Annotated in this window: 17 protein-coding genes and 3 pseudogenes; 13 read left to right on the forward strand and 7 right to left on the reverse strand. The window is 69.8% G+C overall.

The window, feature by feature from the left end; all coding sequences use genetic code 11:
* A pseudogene (locus IEY55_RS32335) lies at nucleotides 1-195 on the reverse strand (hypothetical protein); the annotation flags it as partial.
* Between the two features lie 119 nt (nucleotides 196-314).
* On the opposite strand from IEY55_RS32335, the gene IEY55_RS27545 reads away from it, so the two are divergent.
* The gene (locus IEY55_RS27545) at nucleotides 315-1766 is read left to right on the forward strand and encodes an amidase (RefSeq protein WP_189061486.1); all 1452 of its coding nucleotides are present in this window, start codon (nucleotides 315-317) and stop codon (nucleotides 1764-1766) included.
* A 627-nt stretch (nucleotides 1767-2393) separates the two neighbouring features.
* Here the strand turns inward: IEY55_RS27545 and IEY55_RS33130 are convergent.
* A pseudogene (locus IEY55_RS33130) lies at nucleotides 2394-3238 on the reverse strand (transposase).
* A gap of 107 nt (nucleotides 3239-3345) precedes the next feature.
* On the opposite strand from IEY55_RS33130, the pseudogene IEY55_RS27555 reads away from it, so the two are divergent.
* Nucleotides 3346-3724 (forward strand): annotated as a pseudogene (locus IEY55_RS27555) (IS110 family transposase); the annotation flags it as partial.
* 1595 nt (nucleotides 3725-5319) lie between these two features.
* Here IEY55_RS27555 and IEY55_RS27560 read toward each other — a convergent pair.
* Nucleotides 5320-6756: a KamA family radical SAM protein gene (locus IEY55_RS27560; protein WP_229686810.1), complete on the reverse strand. Its 1437-nt coding sequence runs from the start codon at nucleotides 6754-6756 to the stop codon at nucleotides 5320-5322.
* A 78-nt stretch (nucleotides 6757-6834) separates the two neighbouring features.
* Between IEY55_RS27560 and kdd the strand changes: the two genes are divergently transcribed.
* Genes kdd through kal form a run of 5 tightly spaced genes read left to right on the forward strand, consistent with a single transcriptional unit; the run spans nucleotide 6835 to nucleotide 12307 of the window.
* Complete coding sequence (gene kdd / locus IEY55_RS27565) at nucleotides 6835-7917, forward strand: L-erythro-3,5-diaminohexanoate dehydrogenase (protein WP_229686811.1); 1083 nt, start codon at nucleotides 6835-6837, stop codon at nucleotides 7915-7917.
* Nucleotides 7918-7931: 14 nt separating this feature from the next.
* Complete coding sequence (locus IEY55_RS27570; protein ID WP_189061513.1) at nucleotides 7932-9542, forward strand: amidohydrolase; 1611 nt, start codon at nucleotides 7932-7934, stop codon at nucleotides 9540-9542.
* A gap of 1 nt (nucleotide 9543) precedes the next feature.
* Nucleotides 9544-11118 carry a lysine 5,6-aminomutase subunit alpha gene (gene kamD / locus IEY55_RS27575; protein ID WP_189061487.1) on the forward strand — a complete coding sequence of 525 codons (1575 nt, stop codon included), beginning with the start codon at nucleotides 9544-9546 and terminating at the stop codon, nucleotides 11116-11118.
* Nucleotides 11115-11915 (forward strand): lysine 5,6-aminomutase subunit beta, encoded by an 801-nt coding sequence (kamE, locus tag IEY55_RS27580; protein WP_189061488.1) that lies wholly within the window; start codon nucleotides 11115-11117, stop codon nucleotides 11913-11915. The genes kamD and kamE overlap by 4 nt, the downstream gene beginning before the upstream one ends.
* Before the next feature lie 8 nt (nucleotides 11916-11923).
* The gene (gene kal / locus IEY55_RS27585) at nucleotides 11924-12307 is read left to right on the forward strand and encodes a 3-aminobutyryl-CoA ammonia lyase (RefSeq protein ID WP_505735184.1); all 384 of its coding nucleotides are present in this window, start codon (nucleotides 11924-11926) and stop codon (nucleotides 12305-12307) included.
* 126 nt (nucleotides 12308-12433) lie between these two features.
* Here kal and IEY55_RS27590 read toward each other — a convergent pair whose 3' ends face one another.
* The gene (locus tag IEY55_RS27590; RefSeq protein WP_189061490.1) at nucleotides 12434-13192 is read right to left on the reverse strand and encodes a class I SAM-dependent DNA methyltransferase; all 759 of its coding nucleotides are present in this window, start codon (nucleotides 13190-13192) and stop codon (nucleotides 12434-12436) included.
* 343 nt (nucleotides 13193-13535) lie between these two features.
* Nucleotides 13536-14474: a DMT family transporter gene (locus tag IEY55_RS27595; protein WP_229686813.1), complete on the reverse strand. Its 939-nt coding sequence runs from the start codon at nucleotides 14472-14474 to the stop codon at nucleotides 13536-13538.
* A 424-nt stretch (nucleotides 14475-14898) separates the two neighbouring features.
* Between IEY55_RS27595 and IEY55_RS27600 the strand changes: the two genes are divergently transcribed.
* From IEY55_RS27600 to IEY55_RS27610, 3 genes are all read left to right on the forward strand, one after another.
* Nucleotides 14899-15645 carry a class I SAM-dependent methyltransferase gene (locus IEY55_RS27600; RefSeq protein ID WP_229686814.1) on the forward strand — a complete coding sequence of 249 codons (747 nt, stop codon included), beginning with the start codon at nucleotides 14899-14901 and terminating at the stop codon, nucleotides 15643-15645.
* A gap of 216 nt (nucleotides 15646-15861) precedes the next feature.
* Nucleotides 15862-17505 (forward strand): apolipoprotein N-acyltransferase, encoded by a 1644-nt coding sequence (lnt, locus tag IEY55_RS27605; RefSeq protein ID WP_229686815.1) that lies wholly within the window; start codon nucleotides 15862-15864, stop codon nucleotides 17503-17505.
* 55 nt (nucleotides 17506-17560) lie between these two features.
* Nucleotides 17561-18355, forward strand: a complete 795-nt coding sequence (locus IEY55_RS27610) for a polyprenol monophosphomannose synthase (protein ID WP_189061492.1) — start codon at nucleotides 17561-17563, stop codon at nucleotides 18353-18355.
* Between the two features lie 105 nt (nucleotides 18356-18460).
* Here the strand turns inward: IEY55_RS27610 and IEY55_RS27615 are convergent, their stop codons facing one another.
* Together IEY55_RS27615 and IEY55_RS27620 are read right to left on the reverse strand one after the other, a co-directional pair.
* Nucleotides 18461-18805, reverse strand: a complete 345-nt coding sequence (locus IEY55_RS27615; RefSeq protein WP_189061493.1) for an RNA polymerase-binding protein RbpA — start codon at nucleotides 18803-18805, stop codon at nucleotides 18461-18463.
* 240 nt (nucleotides 18806-19045) lie between these two features.
* The gene (locus tag IEY55_RS27620) at nucleotides 19046-19825 is read right to left on the reverse strand and encodes a thymidine kinase (RefSeq protein ID WP_189061494.1); all 780 of its coding nucleotides are present in this window, start codon (nucleotides 19823-19825) and stop codon (nucleotides 19046-19048) included.
* A gap of 806 nt (nucleotides 19826-20631) precedes the next feature.
* Here IEY55_RS27620 and IEY55_RS27625 point away from each other — a divergent pair.
* The 3 genes from IEY55_RS27625 (at nucleotide 20632) to IEY55_RS27635 (ending at nucleotide 24819) form a co-directional block, all read left to right on the forward strand.
* Nucleotides 20632-21138 (forward strand): hypothetical protein, encoded by a 507-nt coding sequence (locus IEY55_RS27625; protein WP_189061495.1) that lies wholly within the window; start codon nucleotides 20632-20634, stop codon nucleotides 21136-21138.
* A gap of 121 nt (nucleotides 21139-21259) precedes the next feature.
* Nucleotides 21260-23005 carry an ABC transporter ATP-binding protein/permease gene (locus IEY55_RS27630; protein ID WP_189061496.1) on the forward strand — a complete coding sequence of 582 codons (1746 nt, stop codon included), beginning with the start codon at nucleotides 21260-21262 and terminating at the stop codon, nucleotides 23003-23005.
* Nucleotides 23002-24819, forward strand: a complete 1818-nt coding sequence (locus IEY55_RS27635) for an ABC transporter ATP-binding protein (protein WP_189061497.1) — start codon at nucleotides 23002-23004, stop codon at nucleotides 24817-24819. Before IEY55_RS27630 ends, IEY55_RS27635 begins: the two co-directional genes overlap by 4 nt.
* Nucleotides 24820-25005 lie beyond the last annotated feature (186 nt).

Consider the following 25005-nt stretch of genomic DNA (forward strand, 5'->3'; position numbering starts at 1 on the left):
ACCAAGACCAGAAGACACAACTTTCAGACAAGGAAAACTGAGCCAAAAACTTGACGCGGGACAGCCGAGGAGTCGGTAGACGGTGGCGACGCTGGGGTTGCGGCCGCGGTTCTTGCCGGTGCGGATCACCAGGCGGGTGGCGATCTCCGGGACGGGCACGCCCTCGCGGTGGGGGCGGATGGCGGTGTGTTTCATGTCCTGGTCGGTGGCGGTGGGGCGGCCGCCGTGGCGGCCGCGTTATGAGTTGAGACATCTGTCCCGTTGTGCGAATCGGCATTTTATGACCTGTTCCAGAGGCCAATAGGGTCGGATTCATGGAGTGGAGTTTTCAGACGGCCGAAGAGCTCGCGGCTGCCTTGCGTGCCGGTGAAGTGACCTCGGTGGAGCTGACCGACGAGGCGATTGCCCGTATCGAGCGCGACGACAAGGTGATCAACGCGATCTGTGTGCCGGACTTCGACCGTGCGCGGGCCGCCGCGCGCGGCGCAGACCAGGCACGCGCCCGCGGCGAGGACCGGCCGCTGCTCGGTATTCCGGTGACGGTCAAAGAGTCCTACAACATCGCCGGGCTGCCCACGAACTGGGGCATGCCGCAACACCGGGACTATGTGCCGGCCGAGGACGCGGTACAGGTGTCGCGGCTCAAGGCCGCGGGCGCGGTGGTGCTGGGTAAGACCAATGTGCCGTTGGGGCTGCAAGATATCCAGAGCTTCAACGAGATCTACGGCACCACCAACAATCCGTGGGATCACGATCGCACGCCGGGCGGATCCTCCGGCGGATCAGCGGCGGCCCTGGCGTCCGGATTCTGCGCGCTGTCCATCGGCTCCGACCTCGCCGGTTCGCTGCGCACCCCCGCGCATTTCTGCGGCATCTATGCGCACAAGCCGACACTCGGACTGGCGGCAACCCGCGGCATGGTCGCGCCGCCGGCACCGCCATTGCCGGTCGACCTCGACCTCGCCGTCGTCGGTCCGATGGCGCGCACTGCCCGCGACCTCACGCTCCTGCTCGACGTCATGGCCGGACCGGACCCACTGACGCTCGGCAAGGCGCACGACTTGACGCTGCCGCCCGCGCGCCACGAGCGGCTCGGCGACTTCCGGGTCTTGGTCGTCGACGAGCATCCGCTCATTCCGACCGGGTCCGCTGTGCGGGCGGGCGTGAACCGGGTGGCCGACGCGCTCGCCGACGGCGGCGCCCGCGTCCAACGGCACAGTCGGCTGCTGCCCGACCTGGCCGAGGCCGCGACGCTCTACACGCAGTTGCTGTTCTCGGGCTCCGTCGCGCGTTTCCCCGTCGAAGCGCACGGGCAGCTGCGAACCCGCGCCGCCGGACTGAGCGCGGACGACCAGAGCCTCGACGCGGCGCGGCTGCGCGCCATGGTGTTCAGCCACCGCGACTGGATCGAGGCGAACAACCATCGCGAGCTCCACCGCCACGGCTGGCGGCAGCTCTTCGCCGAGTTCGACGCCGTGGTGTGCCCGATCACGCCCACTCCCGCGTTCCCGCACGACCACAACCCCGATCCGATGCGGCGTCGGCTCGACATCGACGGCGTCGAGCACCCGTACTTCGACCAACTCGTCTGGGCCGGTCTGGCCACCATGCCCGGCCTGCCCGCCACCGCCATACCAGCGGGCCGGTCCCCCGAGGGCCTGCCGGTGGGAGCGCAGCTCATCGGCCCGATGTTCGAGGACCGCACCCCACTGCGGCTGGCCGAACTGCTCGAGCAGAAGATCGGCGGCTTCCAGGCGCCGGAGTAGGGCGCATTACCGGGTGTCCGTCGAGGACGAGGCGCGGATGGCGAGCGAGGGCTGGGGCCTGGTCCTGACGCTCGCGGCCTGGCACGCGGGACCGGCCATGCCGGCTGTCCAGTCGCCTACCGGCGGCCGATGCCGGCCAACTGGCGACGCCGGGCCTCCGGGATCACCGACACATCCAGGCCGTCCACGCCCATGCCGCGCAGGAACCGGACCTTGTCCAGCTCGCCCTTGATCCCCGACGGGGACTAGGAGACCGCTGATTTCCGTGGGAAGCCGCCCGCACCCTCAAGATCGGACGATCCACCGCCTACGTCGCACTCCACCACGCCCCATCGTGAGCCTCACCGGTCGACATCCCAGCCGCGGCCTGACCCCGTTCCCACACCTGTACCCGATCTCCGGGAGGGGACCTCATCAACAGGGGTGTGGGTCGGGGTGCGGGCTGCCGTACTCGGAACTTGTTGTACCCAATAATTTCAGTGTCGACAAAAATAATCACCAACCACCACCCTAACAACAAGTCGGTTGCGGTCACGGTTGACCGTGCGCCAAGGGGAAAATCAGTCATCACGCCAATCGAAGCCAAGCAGCTCAACCCGCGCCTAGATGACTTATGCGGAGGTTGGGTCAGTGGTCGTAGGCGGTGAGTGAGCGGTGGACCGGGGCGCTGGTGTGGTCGTTGTGCCAGACCGCGGCGGTCAACGCGAGGATGCGTTGCAGCACCCGCACGATCACGCCGGTGGGGGTGTGGCCGCCGTGTCGTTCCAGATCAAGGTGGCCCTTGAGGGTCTGGTTGATGGATTCGATGGTCTGGCGGAGCGGCGTGAACAGTCGGGTGCCGGGCCGGGCGGGCTCGCCCTTGCGGGCCGGGCGCAGCAGGATGATCCCGGCCCCGGCCAGTTGCTGCTCGAAGTCCTTACCGTAGTAGTGCTTGTCCGCAATCAGGATCTGGCCGCGCCGGGCACCGGCCAGGTCGGGGTCGGCGTGCAGCATGGCGAGCAGGGTCTGGCGTTCGTCGGCTTTGGCGCCGGTGAGGGCGAAGGCCACCGGCAGCCCACCCAGGGTGCAGACCAGGTGCAGCCGCAGGCCGGGAGAAGAAGCGGGAATGGGAGGCGCAGTAGCCGTACTCGGCCCAGCCGGCCAGGTCCGAGCGCGTCACGGTGGGGCGGGAGCGGCCGCACTCCACCGGGGTGGAGTCGACCACCCACACGTCGTCGGTCCACAACGTGGTGTCGATGGCCAACACCCGGATCATCGTCGTGATGAGCGTGGGCGTGGCGGATCCAGCGGGCCTCGGAGGTGAAACCGAGCAGTGCCTGCATCACTGCCAGGGTGACCAGTTCGGCATCGGTCAGCCGAGGCTGCAGACCGATCGCCGGGCGCCACGGCGCCCATTCGGGGTGCTGGCGCAGCAGGTCATCGGTCCTGACGTACAGTGCGGTGGCGAGGGTGTCCAGGTCGTCGTCACACAATGATCATGGACACCCTCGCTTCATGCCCCCGGCACCCCTCCGCATAAGTCATCTAGCCGCGCTGGGCGGCGTTGGCCTGCAGTCGTGGTCCAGGATCGCCCGAGGCAGCAGAAGGGGCAGGGAGAGCGGTAGCCTACCTGCCCGGGCTGGCGATGAGACGCATCGCCGACCTCTACCCCGGCACCGCCAAGGCCGACGCCCGCGACGCCTACGTCATCGCCGATGCGGCCGGCACCCTGCCCCACGCGCCGGGTCGACGTCGGCGACGAGGCCCTGGCCGAGCTCGAGGTCCTGGTCGGCTTCGACGACGACCTCGCGGCCGAGACCACCCGCCTGACCAACCGCATCCGCGGGCTGCTCACCGGCATCCACCCCGCCCTGGATGAACACATCCTGGGACCCAAGATCACCCACCCCGCGGTGCTGGAGCTCCTCGCCCGCTGCGGCGGCCCCGCCGGCCTGCGCAAAGCCGGCCGCCGCAAACTGCGCTCGATTACGACCCGGGCAAGGATGTCCGCGATTACCAGCGTGGTTATACCCAACTGCTCATCGTGGGGAACTCGGCGGTGCTGGACTCCCGGCTGAACCGCCGTCGGAAGGAGATGCGACACGCCCAAGTCGCAGTATGATCATTGTTACATCTGCGGTGGTGTGATTTCTCGGTCTGTGGGAGCGGTAGGCGTGCGGCATCGCTGCCGAGGAAGCGGCCGTTCAGCGCCGTTTTCCGGCTGCTATAGACCAGTGGGGCCGGGCGCCGTGGGCCACATTTCCGTGCCTGCGCTGCGTCGGCAACAGCTTTTCCGGTCTTGTGGTCTGGAGTCGACTTCTCGCACAAGTCCGTGTTCACTGGAGCAGATCGGCGGCATGGCGATCACCGCAGTCCGGTGGAGCTGGTGCGACGGCACATTTCGCGAGACCGGCGAGCGAACTCCCATTCCGTCCGAGCAGCGATGCCGTGACCACCGAGTGCTACCGGAACGGTTGGCTGTCACGTTGGGCTGTTGCGGCCCGACGCCTTCGGCGAGCCTGGGCTTCGCGGCGAACTGTAGTCGGCACGAATTCCGGCCCGATATGGGCGCTGCGTGTGTTCTGGCCGCGGCGCAGCCCATCATGGGTGGCGTCACGGCGGGACAGGTGGGCACCGCACTCGTCGGCACAGACACAGACAGAACAGAAGGGCCGTGCGTGTTTGTCGCGACCCCGACACAGTCAATGGGAGTGGTGCGCCGTGGGGGAGGGGCGGCACGTGACGGCCTTCGGCAATGTCGATCATCGCGAGTGCCTCGAGGCGGCTTGGGCGAGTGTCGGCATTTCGGTGGCGCGGGCACGTAGGGAATGCAAATATCATTGGGAACGCCCCGAGTTCGGTGTCCGGGTTCGCGAGGCGCGGCACCGTAGCGCCGACAGCCCTGGCGCGACGACGGCCGGTTCAGCGTCTCGCACGGGAGTTTCCCCAATGGCCGCCCCGTGACAATGGGTGACGTCCGGCCTACCGAACTCTGCCGAGAGAAGGTCAGCAGATCCGTCAGGTCAGCGTGTGTCCGCGGAGGAAGAGGCGTCGTTGTCTCCCCGTTCCCGGGGCGCCGGTTGAGGCGTGTGCCGGGTGGTGCTGCGGGGAAGGCGGCGGTGACAACCGGGGCTCGAAGAACATGTCTCGAACCGTTCTGGCGCCAGCGGCGGGAGGGGGGCTGGCTCCCTGCCGGGTCCGCACCCCGGTAGGGGCTCGGTCGTGTCGTCGCATACACGTTTCGAATCGAGCAAATGTTTCTTGAACCGGTGACGATGGGGCGGGGACGTGTTTCTCCGGTCGGAGAGTCGTTCTTCCGTGGCCGTCGTGCGGGGAGCCCAGCAGAGCCCGTCGACGGGCGGTGGAGCGTGGCTCTCGCCCACCCCTAAATCATCCACAACAGACTGTCCATAATAGACTTTCTGGGACATCGCTGGGACATCGGAGGTTGGGTCCGGTCGGGTCGGGACGGGCTCTGACCAGGGGTAACGAGAAGATCGGGTGATCTCGCCGGTACGCCCCTGGGTGGGGGTGGTGGACGGGTATCTCGCCCCGCCCACCACGCCCGGTGTTCTCAGTCCTGGCCGTGGTGGCGCCACCAGTCCTGGCCGGTCTCGGGCAGGGTCTGGATCGGGTCGTAGTAGGGGTAGTGGCGGGTCAGGGCTTCGGGGTCGTCCAGTTCGATGTGGGTGCGGTAGTTCTTGGTCCAGTAGGAGATGCCGCGTTCGCGGTCGTATTCGGCGACCTGGTGCACCCAGCGCTTGCCGACGTAGGGCACGTCGCAGATGATCCGCGGGGTGGCGTAGCCGGGCAGGTAGCCCATGATGGCGTGCTGCAGGATCTGGGCTTCCCACACCGCGGTCCGCCAGTGCTCCGCGTTGGGGATCATGTCGCACATGTAGAAGTAGTAGGGGAGGATGTTGGCCTCGCCCTGCAGTGCGAAGCACAGGTCCAGTAGGTCGTCGGGCGTGGCGTTGACACCTCTGAGCAGCACGCCCTGGTTGCGCACGTCGCGGACGCCCACCTCCAGCGCCGTGCGGGTGGCCTCGGCGACCAGCGGTGTCACCGAGTTGACGTGGTTGACGTGGGTGTGGATCGCCAGGTTGACCCCCCGCCGGAGCGCGGTCCGCGCGACCCGTTCGAGACCTTCCACCACGCGTGGCTGCAGCCAGTGCTGGGGGAGACCGGCCAGTGCCTTGGTGGCCAGGCGGATGTCGCGGATGGTGTCGACGTCCAGCAGCCGCATCAGGAACGCCTCGAGCTGGTGCCAGGGCACGTTGGCCACGTCCCCGCCGGAGACGACCACGTCGCGCACCCCGGGGGTGCGCTTGAGGTAGTCCAGGATCTGTTCCTGCCGGTCGACCGGCTTGAGTCCCAGCTTGTGCTTGTCGACCTGGCTGGTGGAGTTGCCCACCAGGTCCATGCGGGTGCAGTGTCCGCAGTACTGCGGGCAGGTCGACAGCAGCTCGGCCAGGACCTTGGTGGGGTAGCGGTGGGTCAGACCCTCCACCACCCACATCTCCGCTTCGTGCAAGGAATCGCGGGTGGCGTAGGGGTGGCTGGGCCAGTCGGTGGCGCGGTCGGAGCGCACCGGCAGCATGTAGCGGCGGATCGGGTCGGCGTAGAAGGCGGCGGTGAAGGCCCGTGGGTCACCGGTGTCGACGTCGGTGCCGCAGGCCATCGTGTTGAGCATCTGCGGCGGCAGCAGCATCGACATGGTGGCCATCTGCTCCTGGTCGGCCACCAGGTCCGCATAGAAGTCCTCGGTGAGCAGTTCGCCCATCACGTTACGAAGCTGTCGGACGTTCTTGACGCAGTGGACCCGCTGCCACTGCGCGTCCCGCCACTGGGCCACGGTGACGTCACGCCAGCCGGGGAACCGTCGCCAGTCGGGCTCGACAAGCTCCCGTCGGGCGTATTCGTATGGCTGGTGTCCGGTGCGCGCGATCGCCTCGGAGACCGTGGTGCGGGTGTACTCCGGGGTGGTCGGTGCTTCGTGAACGACAGTCATATCTGCTCCTAGCCCTCAAGGTGGCGTAAAGATATGCTGCCACTAACCCGCTTTGACGTAAATATTTCGGAGGCTGGCGTGACGGACTCGGTCCTGACGCACAACGCACGGGTCGCGGGCGCTCCCTCTCCCTACGGCCTGCACCGGGTGCTGGAACCGACCGGGGTGTTGCCGCAGCAGGCCTGGCGGCTGGACCCCGACCCCCGCCCCTGGCCGGACGAGGTCATCGTCGACGTCGAGCGGCTCAACCTCGACGCGGCCTCCTACCGGCAGCTGCGGGAGGCCCACATCACCGGGGCCGCCATCCGGCACGCGGTGCTGCAGATCGTCGACGAGCGCGGCAAGATGCAGAACCCCGAGACCGGCTCGGGCGGCATGCTGCTGGGCACCGTGCGCGAGGTCGGCCCGCACTCCCCCCTGGGCCTGCAGGTGGGCGACCGCATCGCCACCCTGGTCTCGCTCACCCTGACCCCGCTGCGCATCACCGACGGCTTGGCCCGCTGGGACGGCACCTCCGAGCAGGTGCCCTGCGCGGGCACCGCGGTGCTGTTCGGCCGCTCGATCGCCGCGGTCCTGCCCACCGACCTGGCCGACGAGCTGGCGCTGTCGGTGTTCGACGTCTGCGGCGCCCCCGCCCTCACCGACCGGGTGGTCCGCCGCAAGACCGCCGAACGCGGCACCGCCCCCGCCGTGTGCGTGCTGGGCGGGGGCGGCAAGTCCGGCTCACTGTCGCTGGCCGCGGCCCGCCGCGCCGGCGCCCGCCACCTGCTGGCCGTGGTACCGACCGAGGATGAGGCCGCGCTGGTGCGCAAAGCCGGGCTGGCCGACCAGGTCGTCGTCGCCGACGCCCGCAGCCCAGTCGCCGTGCTGGAGGCCGTCGGCGACCAGGTCGACGTCACGGTCGTGTGCGTCGACGTGGCCGGCTGCGAGCACGGCGCGATCCTGGCCACCGCCGACGGTGGCACCGTCGTCTTCTTCTCGATGTCCACCTCCTTCCCGGCCGCCGCACTGGGCGCCGAAGGCCTGGCCGCCGACGTCGAGCTGCTCATCGGCAACGGCTACACCCCCGGGCACGCGGCGTTCGCCCTGGAGCTGGTGCGCACCGAGCCGGGGGTGCGCACGGTGTTCGCCGCCCGCGAACGGCAGACTCCGCAGGCGTGACGGATGTGACGACGATGGGCCGCAAGACCACGCTGCTGCTCGGGGGCCGGATCTACTCCCCGGCCGCCCCCGACGCCACCGCGATGGCCGTGGTGGACGGGGTGGTGGCCTGGGTCGGCCAGGACACGGTTGGCCAGGCCCTGCACCCCGACGCCGACGAGGTGGTGTGGCTGGAGGGGGCGTTCGTGGCGCCGGCCTTCGTCGACGCCCACGTGCACGCCACCGCCACCGGGCTGCAGCTGACCGGCCTCGACCTGGCCGGATGCACCTCGCTGGCCGAGTGCCTGCGGCGGCTGCGCACCCACGTGCACGCCCATCCCGGCGAGCCGGTGTGGGGCCACGGCTGGGACGAGACCGCCTGGCCGGAGGGTCGCCCACCCACGCGTGCCGAGATCGACCAGGCCGCCAACGGCGCCGCCGTGTACCTGTCGCGGATCGACGTCCACTCCGCGCTGGCCAGCACCGCGCTGCGGGAACGCGCCCCCCGGGCCGGCCAGGCCGCCGGCTTCGCCGCCGAGGGCCCACTGTCCCGCCAGGCCCACCACGAGGTGCGGCGCGCCGCCCTGGCCGCGCTCACCGACGTCCAGCGACGCACCGCCCAACGGGCGTTCCTGCGTCGGGCCGCCGCGCACGGGGTGGCCTGCGTGCACGAGTGCGCCGGCCCGGAGATCTCCGGCGCCGAGGACCTGGCCGCGCTGCTGGCGCTGGCCCGGGCCGGGGACCTGCCCGAGGTGGTCGGTTACTGGGGCGAGATCGGCGGGTGGGAGACTGCCCGTGCCCTGGGCGCCCACGGCCTGGCCGGCGACCTGTTCGTCGACGGGGCACTCGGCTCGCGCACCGCGGCCCTGCACCAGCCCTACGCGGATGCCCCCGACACCTGCGGGGCGCTGTACCTGAAGGCCGCGGAGATCACCGACCACGTCGTGGAGTGCACCCGCGCCGGCGTGCAGGCCGGCTTCCACGTCATCGGCGACGCCGCGATGACCGAGGTCGTGGAGGGATTCACCCACGCCGAGCAGGTGGTCGGGCGCCCCGCACTGGCCGCGGCACACCACCGCCTGGAACACGTCGAGATGATCACCGCCGACCAGGCCGCCCGCCTGGCCGCCTGGGGCGTGGTCGCCTCGGTCCAGCCCCTGTTCGACGCCGCCTGGGGCGGTGCGGAGGGCATGTACGCCCAGCGGCTGGGGCTGCCGCGCGGCAGCAGCCTCAATCCGTGGGCTCCGATGGCCGCCCACGGCGTGACACTGGCATTGGGCTCCGACGCCCCGGTGACCGAACTCGACCCGTGGGCGGCCGTGCGCGCGGCGGTGCACCACCGCACCACCGGGTCGGGCCTGTCCCCACGGGCGGCCTTCACCGCCCACACCCGGGGCGGGTGGCGCGCGGCGGGCGTGGACGACGGGACGACCGGCACATTGCTGCCCGGGGCCCCCGCCACCTACGCGGTCTGGGACGCCGGGGACCTGGTGGTGGCCGCCCCGGACGCGCGGGTGCGGCGCTGGTCGACCGACCCGCGTTCGCGGGTGCCGGCGTTGCCCGTGCTGGAACCCGGGGTGGCATTGCCCCGCTGCCGGCGCACGGTGCTGCGCGGGCGGGTGATCTACGAACGGGAGGAGCGGTGACATGACCGTGCTGGAGCTGGACCCGGGGCTGGTGCGGCGGGCCCGGCAGATGGCGGCCCGCGCTGCCGACCCGGTGATCGCTCTGGCCCGCGCGCACACCACCGTTGCGGTGGAGCGGGCCGCGCTGCGGCTGGCCGGCATCACCGGCGCCGACACCACCTACCGCTCCGGCGACGTGCCGTGGGTGAACCGGGTGGTGGACACGGTGCGCGAGCACTGCGGCCTGCAGCACGGGGTGGCGGTGCCGGCCTTCCACGCACTGGCCGAGCACGACCTGGCCAGCCTCACCGAGCTGGCCGAGGCCACCGCAGCCGGGCAGGTCCGCTTCACCGTCCCCACCGGACGCGCCCGCACCCGGGCGGCCCGGGCCGCGCGCACCGCGATCGCGCGTGGGCTGCGCCAGGTGGACCGCGCCCGTACCCGGCGGGACAAGCTCATCGCGCGCTGGGGCGATCCGCCGCAGCGGCCGTGGATCTATCTGATCGTGGCCACCGGCGACATCGACGAGGACGTCGTGCAGGCCGCCAACGCCGCCCGCGCCGGTGCCGACATCATCGCGGTGATCCGCTCCACCGGACAGTCGCTGTTGGACTACGTCCCCGAGGGCGCGACCCACCACGGTTTCGCCGGTACCTATGCCACGCAGGAAAACTTCCGCATCATGCGGGCCGCCATGGACGAGGTGAGCAAGGAGGTCGGCCGCTACATCCGGGTCACCAACTACGCCTCCGGGCTGTGCATGCCCGAGATGGCGGTGCTGGCCGGCCTGGAACGGCTGGACATGATGCTCAACGACTCCATGTACGGGATCCTCTTCCGTGACATCAACCCGATCCGTACCTTCGTCGACCAGCGCTTCTCCCGGCAGGTGCACGCCCGCGCCGGAATCATCATCAACACCGGCGAGGACAACTACCTCACCACCGCCGACGCGGTGGAGGCCGCCCACACCGTCACCGTGTCCCAGCTGCTCAACGAGCGTTTCGCGCACGAGGCCGGGCTGGCCGACGGGCAGCTGGGGCTGGGACACGCCTTCGAGATCAACCCCGAGCTGCCCGAGTCGTTCCGGCTGGAACTGGCGCACGCGTTGCTGGCCCGCTCGCTGTTCCCGGACGCCCCGTTGAAGTGGATGCCGCCCACCAAGCACATGACCGGCGACGTGTTCCGCGGCTATCTGCTGGACGGGTTCTTCAACCTCGCCGGTGTCCTCACCGGACAGAGCATCCTGCTGGTCGGCATGATGACCGAGGCCGTGGTGACCCCGTTCTTGTCCGACCGCGACCTGGCCCTGGCCAACGTGCGCTACGTGCTGAACGCGGCCGGCAAGCTCGCCGAGGACTTCACGCCCGAACCGGATGGGTTCATCGCCAAGCGTGCCCAGCAGGTGCTCTCCGAAGCGGTCGACTTGTTGGAGCGCATCGTCGACGACGGGCTGCTGGATGCCATCGCCGACGGCACCTTCGGGTTGATGCGCCGTCCCGCCGAGGGCGGCAAGGGCCACGACGGCGTGGTGGAGAAGGCCGAGGACTACTGCAACCCGGCCGTGGACCTGCTCGAGGAAGGGGCCACGCGATGACCATGACCCTCGACGGAGACCGTCCCGACGTCACACCCGCCGCCCGCGAGAACCGCAGGCGGTACGTGCGGCCCTACGGCGACACCACCGGCGACGGCATGGTGCAGGTGTCGTTCACCCTGCCCATTCCGCACGGGCCCCACGCCGAGGGCGCTGCCCAGCAGCTGGCGGCCAAGATGGGCCTGGACCCGGCGTTGGTCGTGCACTCCCACCCGATCGGCACCGACTTCACCTTCTTCGTGGTCTACGGGTCGGTCACGCACCTGGTGGATCTCGACGAGGTGCACGTCGTGGAACGCGAGTACCCGCTGCTGACCCCCGGCGAGATCAATGCCGCGGTGAAGAAGGCGTTGCGGCGCAAGCTCGTCGTGGTCGGCGCCTGTATCGGCACCGACGCCCACACCGTCGGGATCGACGCCATCCTCAACATCAAGGGCTTCGCCGGCGAGAAGGGACTGGAGTACTACCGCGAGCTGAAGGTGGTCAACCTCGGCGCGCAGGTGTCGGTGCCCGAGTTGGTCAAGCGGGCCCGTGCGGACAAGGCCGACGCTGTACTGGTATCCCAGGTGGTCACCCAGCGCGACGCACACATCCTCAACACCCGGGAGATGGCCGCGGCCTTCCGGGAGGCGATGGGGGAGCGGCGGCCGCTGCTGGTGGCCGGTGGTCCCCGCTTCGACCCGCGGATGGCCGACGAGCTCGGCGTGGACCGCGTGTTCGGCCGTGGTACCACCCCCGGCGAGGTGGCCAGCTACCTCGTGCACGCCCTGACGACGCAACGAAAGGCGCTGGTGTGAGTTCCCTGGTGGAAGGTTTCTCCGTCACTCACCGTCGGTACGTGCCACATGCGCACGTTCACTACGGCGGCAACCTCGTCGACGGCGCCTACAGCCTGGGCCTGTTCGGTGACGTGGCCACCGAGCTGTGCATTCACACCGACGGCGACGAGGGCTTGTTCGCCGGCTACGACCAGGTCGAGTTCGTCGCCCCCGTACTGGCCGGTGACGTCATCGAGGCCACCGCCACGCTCACCCGGATCGGCACCCGGTCCCGCGGCTTGAGCTTCGAGGCGCGGGTGGTGTGCCGGTCCACCCCGGACCGCGGGCCCTCCGCGGCGCAGGTGCTGGCCGAACCGCTGGTGGTCACCCGCGCCCGGGGCACGGTCGTCGTTCCTCCACAAGGGAGCTGAGCGAGCGAGTCCCCGTTCCCGGGGCTTTCCGGCCGACCCCGGTGGATAGTCCATACTGGACCATCCACCGGGGTGTCCGCTGGCCCGGGCCCCGGCGGACATGTCGACCAGGGCCGGCTCACACGGTCACGAAGTCCGGTGGCCGAGGGTGAACACGAAGCGGTCGGTGAACTCCAGCGGGTCCGCGGGGTTCTGCTCGGCGATCTCGGCCAAGCCACGCTCGAGCTCTTCGTCGGAGAAGGTGGACAGCACCGACATCCAGCGGTTGGCCACCAGCTGCAACCACCGCTCCCGCTCGATGGTCACCGGGAACTCCTCCACGGTGGTGGTCACCGTCAGCCCGGCCCGGCGCAGCGCGGCGGCCACCGTCTCCGCCTCGGGCTGCAGGGCCGCGAAGCGTTCCCAGGCGGCCCGGAACAGCGGGTAGTCGAGCTTCACCGGGGTCGCGACGACCAGGATGCGACCGTCGGGCGCCAGCCGGTTGGCCAGGCCGGTCAGGGTCTGGTCCAGGTCGGCGAAGTGGTGGACAGCCTCCTTGATCAGGATGGTGTCGAAGGCCGGACACGGCAACGCCACCCGTCCGGCCGCCACGTCCTCGGCCGTGGCCTGCAGGGGATGGAGGCGAGGGTCGCGGGGCAGACGCGCCAGCATGGCCGCCGAGGGGTCGATGCACACCAGGGGTGTGTGCTCGGTGGCAAACGGCAGCAGGCGGCGCAGGAACAGGCCGGTACCGGCGCCGATGTCGGCCATCCACCCACCGGGGCGGGGGAGCAGCCGACGGCGGATGTGGTCTGCCATCCAGTCCAGGTAGGCGGGGCGGTGGCCCCATGTCTCGTTGTAGGTGTCCGCAAGCCGGTCGTAGTGCTGCTGGAGCTGTTCTTCCACCTGGGACGTTCACCTTCCGCACGGGGTCGGGCCGGTCCGGTGACCATGTCATCACCTGCACGGCTGTACGCAGCAAGAATGGCGTGTGGTGACCGATCTCCACCACTCGAGCGCCCGCCAGTCGGGTGATGTCCGTCCGGATGGAGAGAACAGTGTGCATCCGGGCGGTGTGCCCACTACGGTTCCGTGCCCACGACCGCGGCCTGGGGAATGGAGTGGACGCTCCGGCGGGCCATGTGGGTCAGCTCCGGCGTCCCGGGATGCCGGGCAGCCCCGGGCACACCACCGTCGGGGGAGGTTCCGCCGATCTCGGCGACCAGTGGCGACCAGGATGCCGGTGCTCCTACCGACGAGCGATGAGCGCCAGGAGGCCCACGCCGATGAGCCCGGCGCCGATCCAGGACCACACGCCCAGCCGCTCACCCACGACGAGGACGCTGAGCACCGCCGCCACGACCGGTTCGACCAAACTCAACGTCGTCGCCGTGCTGGCGCCGACGTGCCGCAGCCCGGCCCCGAACAGCACGTAGGCCAGGCCCATCGGCACCACCGCGAGATACCCGGCGACCAGCGCACCCGAGGTGGTACTCCACAACTCTTCTCCGGTGAGCGCGAACACCGGAAGCAACAGGATCGATCCCATCCCGAACAGCAGGCCCATCACGCCGCGGGAGGGGTGCCCGGCCTGGATGAGCCGCCGTGCGGCATAGGAGTAGCCCGCATAGGTGGCGCCAGCCACCAGCCCGAGGACGACCCCCACCAGGACCGGCAGGGCCGCGCCGCCCTGCGGGCCGGCATGCCCACCGAGCACGAGCAAAATCGTCCCCACCGCGGAGATCGCGGTGGCCACTGCCCAGCGGCTGTCCAGGCGCACCCCCTCCAGGAGGCGCTCGAGCAGGGCCGCGAACACCGGGGAGGAGCCGATGGACACCACGGTGCCGATGGCGACCCCGGCATAGGCCATCGAGGAGTAGAAGGCCAACGGGTACACCGCGATGGCCGCCGCACCCGGCAGTGCGACCACGAGCATTCCCCGGCCCATACGTAGGAGGGCCGCACAGCGCGGCGCGAGCAGCGCCAAGATCAGGCCACCGAGTCCCATCGTCGCCGAACCGATTGCGACACCGCTGGCGGCGGGGGGAGCAAACGTGGCCGCGGTGCCCGTCGTGCCCCACAACGTGGCGGCGGCCACGATCGGCAGTGGACCGCGAGTGAGCTGCGCCGTCGACCGTGCGGGCACGTCACCGGACGAGTGGGCGGCCGGCTTCGTTTGTGTGGACACGTCGTTCCTCTGTCGACTGGGCTGGATCGGGCAAGGTGAACGAAGGCCGAGATGTCACTGCGTGTCAGCCGACATCCGAGATTCAGGCTCGGACCACGGATGGAAGAACAAATCCCCAGGGAAAACTCATGAGAAGAGTCTATCGGGTGACGATCATCCCGGCAACGACCGGCGCCCCTTCGCCGCGTACCGGCGTTGAAGCAGGTCGGCGACGCGTGGTGCGCCTGAATATCGGTCGAATTCTATGTGAACGTCAACCTGGGAGATTTGTGACAGGTCCGACAGAACCTGCCATCGATGATCACCTGAACGGACTATTGTGGCCCATTCATTGGATCTATATCCTGACGCCACCGACGGATAGTTGTTACGGTCAGCAATATTATTTTAGCTTCGTAAGGGTCTGGCTCCGAAGGGGATTGACGTGCTCGAACAGGACGTGGCCGGCACGGCGCTTGTCGCCGAGCCGATGGAGTCTGCGTTCTATGACCCCGACAACTCGTCCGCAATCATGCGGGTGGCTAACTTCCCGGACGCCATACTGCCGCTCCTGCAGATGGAGAGCCTGGTGACGCGGGAGACGGCCACCGTCTTCGGCTGTGGCGTCATCGTGGAGATCGGGTGTTACGACGGTCGCGCCCTCGAGGTGGCCCGTTTCGCGGGGACCAGGTATCTCGGGATCGACATCAACGAGCACGCCATCTCGATACTGCGCCGTCGTATTCGCCAGGAAGGTTTGGCGGGCATGGCTGACGCCATCACGGCCAATGTGCTCGAACACCGGAAGTGGAGCGGCGCGGTCGGCGGCGCGAAGCCGTTGTATCTGTTGCCGTTCAACCTGCTTGGCAACTTCCGTGACCCCAAGCAGATCCTCCAGGCGCTGGCCAGGGTCGGTGGGATAGTTGTCATTTCTGTGTTCAACTCGAGTCTGGTGGCCACCGAGATTCGCCGATCCTATTACCGGCGATGTGGCGTCGGTGAGTTGCAGGAGATGACGGCGCCGCGGGGAGGGGTGTTGTTCACCGGAGCGGACGGCTTCTATTCCCAATCGTTCGACGAGGCTGGAATACGTGAGCTTGTCCAGGAGTGCGGTGCAACCCTCCTGCGTTGGGCCACCAACCACATTGGTCATTGTGCGACGGTGCTTCTCGCTGACACGGCCGCCCAGTGAACGTTCCCGGGGCGGAAGACGCAACGGATCACCTTCGTGTAGTTTCGTGTAGCGCCTGAGATGTCTCGGCGCCCCGGCTGTTGTCGTCGGCCCTCAACGGTCCGGCCGGGGCTGGGCCCGACCCGGCACCGGGGGAGATTGAGACCGACCCGGAATGACCATGTCGGACAAACTGGTGCGAACCGCGGCGGCCTGGCCGGGCCGTACGCTGGTCAGGTGGCCGCACCGACCCTGACGCCGCAGCAGCCTGCGGCTGATCCCACCCGGACCCGGCGTCGCCGCCTGCCCGGACGGGCAACGTGGGCACGCCTGGCCGCCGCGGCCGCCGGTGGCGTCACCCTGTTCCTGAGCTTCCCGCCCCGCTCGCTGTGGTGGCTGGCCCCGGTCGGCATCGCCCTGTTCGGGCTGGCCGTATACGGCCGCCGCGCCCGCGCCGGCTTCGGCTACGGCACCCTGTTCGGCGCGGCCTTCCTCCTCCCGCTGCTGTGGTGGGTCGGCGTCTACGTCGGCTCGCTGGCCCCGCTGGCCCTGGGCGGGGTGGAGGCGTTGTTCTTCGGCCTGGTCGGGGCCGGGGTGGCCGCCACCTCCCGGCTGCCGGGCGCCCCGGTGTGGGCGGCGGCGATGTGGGTGGCCGGGGAGGCGGCTCGCTCCCGGGTTCCCTTCGGCGGTTTCCCGTGGGCCAAGCTGGCCTTCGGCCAACCCGAGGGGGCGTTCCTGCCGCTGGTCGCGCTCGGCGGCACCGCCCTGGTCGGCTTCGCCATCACCCTGTGCGGGTTCGGTGCCGCGGCGCTGGTGCGTCGCCTGGCCACGCGCCCCCGTCGCCCGGCCTGGCGCACCGCGGTGCTGCCCGCGCTGGCGGTGGTCCTCCCGGTGCTGGCCGGTGCGGCCAGCTGGCCCCTGGTGCGCACCGACGCCGAGGCCGGCACCGCCACCGCCGCCCTGATCCAGGGCAACGTGCCGCGGGCCGGGCTGGAGTTCAACGCCCAACGCCGCGCGGTCCTGGACAACCACGCCCGCCGCACCGAACAGCTGGCCGCCGACGTGCGCGCCGGCCGGGTGCCGCAGCCGGACTTCGTGATCTGGCCGGAGAACTCCTCCGACATCGACCCGTTCCGCAACGCCGACGCCTACGCCGTCATCGACCAGGCGGTGCGCGCGGTGAACGCCCCCACCGCACTGGGCGCCGTCCTGGTCGCATCGGGCGGCAAGTCCCGCAACACCGTGCTGCAGTGGGACCCCGGCACCGGTCCGGTGGACACCTACACCAAGCGGCAGCTGCAGCCCTTCGGCGAAACCATGCCGCTGCGGGAGTTCGTGCGCCTGTTCAGCCCCGAAGTGGACCGGGTCGGCTGGGAGTTCACGCCCGGCCACGAGGCGCGCTCGTTCACCATGGGCCCGGCCAGGGTGGGCTTGGCCACCTGCTACGAGGTCGCCTTCGACAACCGGGTCACCGACACGGTCCGTAGCGGTGCTCAGGTACTGGCCGTGCCGACCAACAACGCCACCTTCGGGGTCACCGACATGACCTACCAGCAGCTGGCGATGTCGCGCGTGCGGGCCGTCGAGCACGGTCGGACGGTGCTCGTGGCGGCCACCAGCGGGGTCAGCGCGGTGGTGCTGCCCGACGGGACCGTGCAGCACCACACCGGCCTGTTCACCGCCGATGCGCTGGTGGCGCAGGTGCCGCTACGCACGACGGCTACGCTGGCGACCCGGGTCGGTGCCCTTCCGGAGTGGACGCTGTCCGCGCTGGCGATGGCGGCGCTGGGGTGGGTCGTGGCGTGCGCCTTGCTGCGCCGCCCGACCGGCGCCCCGCGGGCGGGCACGGCCGCCACGGCCGGCGACTCGACCACGGACTGACGACCAAGGACGACAGGCGTCCGGCACGGCGCGGTGCCGGCGAGGAGGATCAAGGATGGCGGACCAGCGGGACGCCCAGGCGGGACATCTCGAGGACCTCGGCCGAGTGTTGGTGGTGATCCCCACCTACAACGAGCGGGACAACCTCGGCCCGATCGTCGGGCGGCTGCACGCGGCGGTACCGGCCGCGCACGTGCTCGTGGTGGACGACGGCAGCCCGGACGGCACCGGTGAGCTGGCTGACGAGATGGCCGCGGCCGACGAGCGGGTACACGTCCTGCACCGGACCGCCAAGGAAGGCTTGGGCGCGGCCTACATCGCCGGGTTCCGCTGGGCGATGGAGCGTGACTACGACGTCGTGGTCGAGATGGACGCCGACGGCTCGCACCCGCCGGAGGAGTTGCCGCGCATGCTGGACGCGCTGGGCCGCGACGGTGGCGGCGCGGACCTGGTGATCGGCTCGCGCTACGTGCCCGGGGGGCGCGTGGTGAACTGGCCCTGGCACCGACAGTTCCTCTCCCGCGGCGCGAACCTGTACGCGGGGCTTGCGCTGGGGGCCAAGGTCAGGGACATGACGGCCGGTTACCGCGCCTACCGGCGGGAGGTGCTGGAGAAGATCCAGCTGGGCACGGTGGCCTCGCAGGGCTACTGCTTCCAGATCGACCTGGCCTGGCGCACGATCGAGGCCGGGTTCGCGGTGGTGGAGGTGCCGATCACCTTCACCGACCGGGAGGTCGGCCAGTCGAAGATGAGTGCCAACATCGTGCGTGAGGCGTTGCTGCGGGTGACAAAGTGGGGGCTGCGCCGTCGGGGCCAGCAGCTGACGTCGTTGGTGACCGGCAAGCGCTGACCGGCCGGTACGCAGCAGGAGGGCCTCCCGGGAACGTCCCGGGAGGCCCTCCTGCGCTCGCTGTGGCTCGAGGTCGCCTCGACGGCGGCGCGAGACGCCTGGCGGTCAGGCGGAGCGGGAGCGGCGGCCGCGCAGCTCCTCCAGCCGCTCGTTGAGCAGCTCCTCCAGCTCCGGGATGGAGCGGCGCTCCAGCAGCATGTCCCAGTGGGTGCGCGGCGGCTTGGCCTTCTTGGCCTCCGGCTCGGCGCCGTCGGTCATCTTCGACTCGGTGCCGTGCAGGCGACACTCCCAGGTGGCGGGCAGCTCGGCGTCGTCGGAGAAGGGCACCTCGAAGTCGTGGCCCTTCGGACAGGCGTAACGCACCGACCGGCGCGGTGCGAGGTCGTGATCGCGGTCGGTCTCGTAGCTCACGGCTCCGAGCCGGCTGCCACGCAGTACGCGGTCGGCCATGTCGGTGTCCTTTCGCTCGGTTCGGGGGGATGGGGCCCCGGGTTGTGCTTACCCAGTGCAACGGCGGGAGCGTTCCCGTCGTTCCCGGATCGGGCTAGTTCGTTGCCCTCGGTGACGAGATTCACTCGTCAACGAAGGCTTCCTCCATAGGGATGCCATCGGAGCCGCGAGGTGACGCGTTATCCGACTGGCGGTGAACAAGACCACCCTAACGGGTTATGGACCTGGCGATGTGTGGGGCTATGCCAGGATCATTTGTCCCTCTTGGGCGATATTGGGACCAAGATCACCCCGCCTGAAGTGGCGACGGCACAGTACCTGGTAACGGACGGTAGTTGCCGGGGTGGGGGCGAGCGTGACACCCTCCGTGATCGCCGCCGCCGCACCGGTCGATGCCGACGCCTCGACCGCAGCAACGGCGGTGTCCGCCACCAGTACCTGGTCACCCGCACGGAGCACCCGGCCGTGGGCCACCCGGGCGTTGAACCGCCCCGGCGCGCCGCACCAGCACAGCACCTCCACCTGCACCGCCTGCAGCTCGTCGGCCAGCTCGAACAGCCGGCGCGACCCGGCGAACAGCTCGCTGCGGAAGTCGGTGGCGATCCCGAAGCAGTAGACGTCGACCTGCGAGTCGTCGGCCAGCTCCGCCAGCTGTTCCACCTGCTGGCGGGACAGAAACTGCGCCTCGTCGACGATGAGGTAGTCCACCCGGTGCCCGGCCGCCCACCGGCGCCGCACCACCAGGCCCAGATCGTCGTCCTCGTCCACCTCCAGCGCGCCCCGGGTGATGCCGATCCGGCTGGAGATCCGCGGCGTCCCGGACCGGTCGTGGCGCACCAACAACAGGCCGTGCCGCCCCTGCCGGGCGTGGTTGTGGTCGATCTGCAGGGCCAGGGTGGATTTTCCGCAGTCCATGGGGCCGTAGAAGAACCGCAACCGGCCGGTCACGGGGGCGCCACGCCGCGCTCCGGCCGCGGGGACGGCCGACAACGCGTCAGTCGGATCGGGCGGGGTGCTCACGAGTGCGCCACCCTAACGGCCGCCCTGGGCCAACCAGGTGAAGGCAGCAGCGCCGGCGTGCCGCACCGGCGTGCTCACGCCACGACCGGGGCGGCCCTCCGCCCGCGCGGCCCGGCATCACACGACGTCGAGGTGATCGGCCAGCGGCCGGCCGCACTCGGGTTGGTCGGGGACAGGACGGTGGCGGATGACGTGTCCATGCCTCTCGGTGGCGTATCCGGGACAACTGGGGCAGCCGGGGGACCGACGGCCGGAAGAGCAGAACCTGCGGGACGGTCGCCGGGGTGTCGAGCCGGAGGCGTTCCCGCGAAAGACGTTCCCGCAGCTCCACCGTGCTGGCCGAATCGTGTCCCCTCGTTCGTGTTTCGGTGACCGGGGTGGAGGTGCGTCGACAAAAAGCTGGTCCTCGTTCGCCCATAATGGCGGACGAAACGTCACCTCGACCGCAGTAGTCGAGATGTCCGCCGCTTGCAATCGTCGGCAGATCCATCGCCCGGCGAGGAGCCCGTTGGAGAACTGTGAACGGAACCTGGTGGACGGTCGTGGTGACCTCGTGCCCGGCGGGACGCAGTTCGCGTGACGGCGGACTGGTAAACACGGGCGAGCGCATTTGGGGGACAGCGCGACGTGGGGTGGCGAGGACGTCCTTCCCCGTGCGGCCGACAAATGGGCGGTCCGGGCGAGTACGCGAGTCTTGGCTGGTCCGAACGGGTTGTGTGGGCAACCGCGTGTATTGACACCCAAACTGGGGTGGTGCTCCAATGGTCCGTGGTGTGGTTGTCACCACTACTGGGGAGATGAATTTTATGTCTCAGTCCGAGGTTCACGCGCCTTTCGGCGTCGACGAGAAATTCCTTGTCGAAACCAGCAAGGCCGGGGCCGGTTGTGTGGTCTCGTCGTTCGACCCCTACATGTACGACTTCTACGGGGATGCGGAGGCGATTCTGAAGAACTTGGACGCCTCGGGTCTCTTGCTCGACGAGCGGCGCATGTTCATGCTGACCGTCCAGAGCGAGACCGGCGCCGAGGTCAAGCTCTTCGAGAAGGTCGAGGACACGACCTGGAATGTCAGGACGTGGCGTGGGGAGAACGCGGACGAGATCCACGCCAACATCCGGGAGATGTTGTTCCGCAACAAGGGTGTGTTCTGCACCGGGGAACAGGCCAAGGGCATCTTCCACAAGATGGAGCTGGAGTTCAGCGAGGACACGAACGCGCCGGCCCCCTACTCCCCGCGTGCCGCGTTCGGGCACCCCATCCGCGCCTACACGAAGGAGGGTTACGGCCGGGCATCGGTGACGTGCTTCTGCTGATCGGCCCGACGACACCGGATCGTGGACTGGCCCGAGGCTCCGGCCGTACGGGCCAGTCCCGTTGTGCCGTGGTGTTGTCGAGACCGTCCGGGCAGAGCGTCATGAGACCGAGGGATGGCGGGTGAGGCTGCACAGCACGCTCCTCCAACTGGCGGCCGGCCGGTTGAAGGGACCCATCGGCGTGGTGGCCGGGCTCGGTCTGGGGGTGTTCGGCTGCTGGGTCGCCCAGAGCCTGCTCGTGGCGCACCTGATCGTCGCGGCGTTGCGTGGGGCGTCCTGGACGGATCTGGGCTGGCCGGTCCTTGCCCTGGTGAGTGTTGTGCTACTGCGCAGCGGGTTGCTGTGGACCCGGGAAGCCGCCGCGCAATGGGCCGGTGTCGCGATCAAGAGCCGGCTGCGCGAGCAACTGTTCCGCACGCTGCTCGAGCTCGGTCCGGCGCGGTTGACCCAGCACCGGACCGGGGCCGTCAAGAGTATCCTCGTTGATGGAGTGGAGGGACTGCAGGGGTACTTCGCGCACTACCTTCCGCAGGCGGTCACGGCGACGCTCGGCTCGCTCGGGCTGCTCGCCTACCTGGCCACCGTGGACCCTGTGGTCGCTGCCGTACTGGCGATCTTCGTAGTGCTGGTCCCGGTTGCCCCGCTGTGGTGGCGGCGCGCGTTCGACCGCAGGGGCCAGCAGCACTGGTCGACCTACGAGGAGGTCGAGGCCGACTACGTCGACGCGATGCAGGGTATGACCACGCTCAAGCTGCTGTCGGCCACTGGACAGCTGCGACAGCAGTTCCGGCGCCGCACCCACCGCCTCTATGTCATGACCATGCGTCAGCTCGCCACGTCGCTGATCGGCAGCAACCTCACCACGCTGTTGGTCGGTGTGGGCAGTGCGACCGCGGTTGCGGTGGGGGTGCTCCGCGCGGGTGGTGGCCACCTCGGTGTGGCCGAGTTGCTGATCGTGTTGCTGCTGGCCGCCGAGTGCTTCCGGCCCTTCACCGAACTCGCTGGCTACTGGCACATGAGCTATGTGGGATTCTCCGCCGCCGACAGCATCAAGCAGTTGCTCGGCACCTCGCCGCCGGCGAGAACCGGGAATCGGGTGCCGACACATCCGAGCTCGGCGGCGGAGGTCACCAGCCACGAGATCACGTTCTCCGGGGTCCGCTTCACCTACCCCGAGCGCGACCGCCCGGCCCTGAACAACTTCGACCTGCAGGTTCGTCCGGGCGAGATGATCGCCTTGGTGGGACCCTCCGGCGCGGGCAAGACCACGGTCTTCAACCTGCTGCTGCGGTTCGTCGAACCGCAGGACGGCACGGTGACGCTGCGGGGCAGGAACCTGACGGACATTCCGGTCGAACAACTCCGCAACCTCGTCGCTCTGGTACCGCAGGACCCGTACCTGTTCCACGGCACCATCGAGGACAACGTTGCGTTGGGGCGAGCTGATGCCGACCCCGAGGTGATCCACCGTGCGGTCGCGCTCGCCGGGGCGGACAGGTTCATCAGGGCCCTGCCCGACGGCTACCGCACCCACCTCGCCGAGCGCGGGCTGACCCTGTCCGGTGGACAACGGCAACGCCTGGCCATCGCCCGGGCGCTGGTGCGCGACAGCCCGATCCTGTTGCTGGACGAGCCCACCTCGAACGTCGAGGGACAGGCCGATGCCGTGATCCAGGCGGCCCTGGCCTCGCTGAAGGGACGGAAGACGATCCTGGTCATCGCCCACCGGCTCTCCACCGTTCAGACAGCGGACCGGATCGTTGTGGTGCACCACGGCCGGGTCACCGAATCGGGCCACCACGACGACCTGGTGCAACGACGGGGCGACTACTACCGGATGCTCCGGCTCCAGGAGGGAGCCGCATGACCGCGGAGGTCTCCGACCAGCACGCAGCCTCGCGCCGGGCGAGCACGGGCCCGCAACAGGCCGATGACTCCTCGTGGCACCCGTTGCTGCGGTTGCTCACGGTGCTGGCCGAGCAACGCCCGATGCTGCTGGCGACCGTGGTCACCGCGGTCCTGGCCCAGCTGTGCACGATCGGCGCGACGGGGATTGCCGCATGGCTGGTCGGCCGAACCATCCTCGCCGGGGCCGCCGGTGGCGGCGAGACCGGTGGGCTGGCGCTGCTCGGCGGCACGGCCCTGACCGCCGGCATCCTGCACTGGCTGCACTCCTGGGTCTCCCATCTCTACGCGTTCCGCCTGATCGCCGCGTTGCGGATGAAGATCTTCGACGGCTTGGAACGGCTGGCCCCCGGCAGGTTGGTCCAGCGCCGGACCGGGGACGTCGTGGCCACCGCCGTCAGTGACATCGAGCGGCTGGAGTGGATCTACGCCCACCAGCTGCCGAGTGTGGTGGTGGCCCTGGTGGTCCCGGTAGCCGCCCTCGTGGGCCTGTCCTTCGTGGCACCGCTGATCGGTCTGGTCGTGGTGCTGGCCGCCGTGGTCCTGGGCACCGTGCCGGCCTGGCTCGCCGCGCGGGCACACGCGCAGGGCAAGGCGTTGCGTGCCGAGCTGGGACGCCTGCACGCCGATGTGGTGGATGGCGTCCAGGGGCTGCGCGAGCTGGTGGCCTTCGGTGCGGGCCGGCGTTACCTGCGAGGCATCGCCGAGGTGGCCCGCTCGTTGCGGGGTCTGCACCTGGCCTACGGCCGCCGCGCCGGCCTGGAGAACGGGACGGCCGACCTCATCGTGGCCTCCACCGTGGTCGTCGCGCTCGGCCTGGGCGTGGCCGCGGTGACCAGCGGGACGTTGCCCCGGGCCTGGCTTCCGGTCGTCGTGGTGCTCGCCGGGGCCGTACTGACACCGGTGATGCAGGTGGTGAGCACGTCCTCGGCCGTCGGTGAGCTGCGTGGCTGCGCTGCGCGGATCACCGCGGTCACCGACGCCCCCGCCCCCGTGGTCGAGCGGACCGACGCGCGTCGCCCACCGCAGGACCTGGAGCCTCGGGTGCGGTTCGAGGACGTCCGCTTCGCTTACGAGGCAGGCGGTCCGCCGGTGTTGCGTGGCGTGTGCTTCGAGATCGCCCCCGGCGAGGTCGTCGCCCTGGTCGGTGCCTCGGGCGCGGGCAAGAGCACCTGCCTGAACCTGCTGGCCCGGTTCTGGGACGTCGACGGGGGACGGATCACCCTCGGCGGCCACGACATCCGCGACTTCACCCTGGAAGGACTGCGGGGACTGCTGGCCGTCGTCCCGCAGGAGGTGTACCTGTTCCGGACCACGCTGCGGGAGAACCTACGCCTGGCCCGGCCGGCGGCGACCGACGAGCAGGTGCGGCACGCGGCGATGCTGGCCGGCGTGACCGAGTTCGCCGTCCAGCTGCCCGATGGCCTGGACACACCGGTGGCCGAGCGCGGGTTGAGCCTGTCCGGTGGGCAGCGTCAACGCCTGGCCATCGCCCGGGCGCTGTTGCGCGCCGCGCCCGTTCTCGTCCTCGACGAAGCTGTGTCCAATGTGGACATTGAAAACGAGTTGTTGGTGCACCGAACACTGGCCGAACTCAGACACGGCCGGGCCACCCTGGTCATAGCACATCGGCTGTCCACCATCCGAGCCGCCGACCGGATCGTCGTTCTCGACGAGGGCCGGATTGTCGAGTCGGGCAGCCATGACGAGCTGACCGCGCGCCGGGGCCGTTACGCCGAGTTGATGGCCGCAGGGCAGATCGAGCGCCCCCGATGATGGGGCGGGTGGTGTCGTCGAGCGGCAGGGCCACCGTGCTGTCGTTCCGTGCCCCACAACAGGTCTGCGCTTCGTGGCGCCTATCGGAGGCGGTCCTGCTCGGCCGAACGCGGCAATTCAGGCCGAACGCCCCCTGTGGTGCGCGCATGGGGCTATGCAGGGTGCTTGACACTACCGGCCCGGGCG

Origin of the sequence: Longimycelium tulufanense (genome assembly GCF_014645795.1) — a bacterium.
GTDB classification, from domain to species: Bacteria; Actinomycetota; Actinomycetes; order Mycobacteriales; family Pseudonocardiaceae; genus Longimycelium; species Longimycelium tulufanense.

Excerpts from the sequence above, each read along its gene's own strand:
- IEY55_RS27570 (WP_189061513.1), top strand. The coding sequence starts at position 7,932 with ATGGGCCGCAAGACCACGCTGCTGCTCGGGGGCCGGATCTACTCCCCG.
- kamD (WP_189061487.1), top strand. The coding sequence starts at position 9,544 with ATGACCGTGCTGGAGCTGGACCCGGGGCTGGTGCGGCGGGCCCGGCAG.
- IEY55_RS27635 (WP_189061497.1), top strand. The coding sequence starts at position 23,002 with ATGACCGCGGAGGTCTCCGACCAGCACGCAGCCTCGCGCCGGGCGAGC.
- IEY55_RS27610 (WP_189061492.1), top strand. The coding sequence starts at position 17,561 with ATGGCGGACCAGCGGGACGCCCAGGCGGGACATCTCGAGGACCTCGGC.
- IEY55_RS27560 (WP_229686810.1), bottom strand. The coding sequence starts at position 6,756 with ATGACTGTCGTTCACGAAGCACCGACCACCCCGGAGTACACCCGCACC.
- IEY55_RS27615 (WP_189061493.1), bottom strand. The coding sequence starts at position 18,805 with ATGGCCGACCGCGTACTGCGTGGCAGCCGGCTCGGAGCCGTGAGCTAC.
- IEY55_RS27625 (WP_189061495.1), top strand. The coding sequence starts at position 20,632 with ATGTCTCAGTCCGAGGTTCACGCGCCTTTCGGCGTCGACGAGAAATTC.
- IEY55_RS27545 (WP_189061486.1), top strand. The coding sequence starts at position 315 with ATGGAGTGGAGTTTTCAGACGGCCGAAGAGCTCGCGGCTGCCTTGCGT.
- kamE (WP_189061488.1), top strand. The coding sequence starts at position 11,115 with ATGACCATGACCCTCGACGGAGACCGTCCCGACGTCACACCCGCCGCC.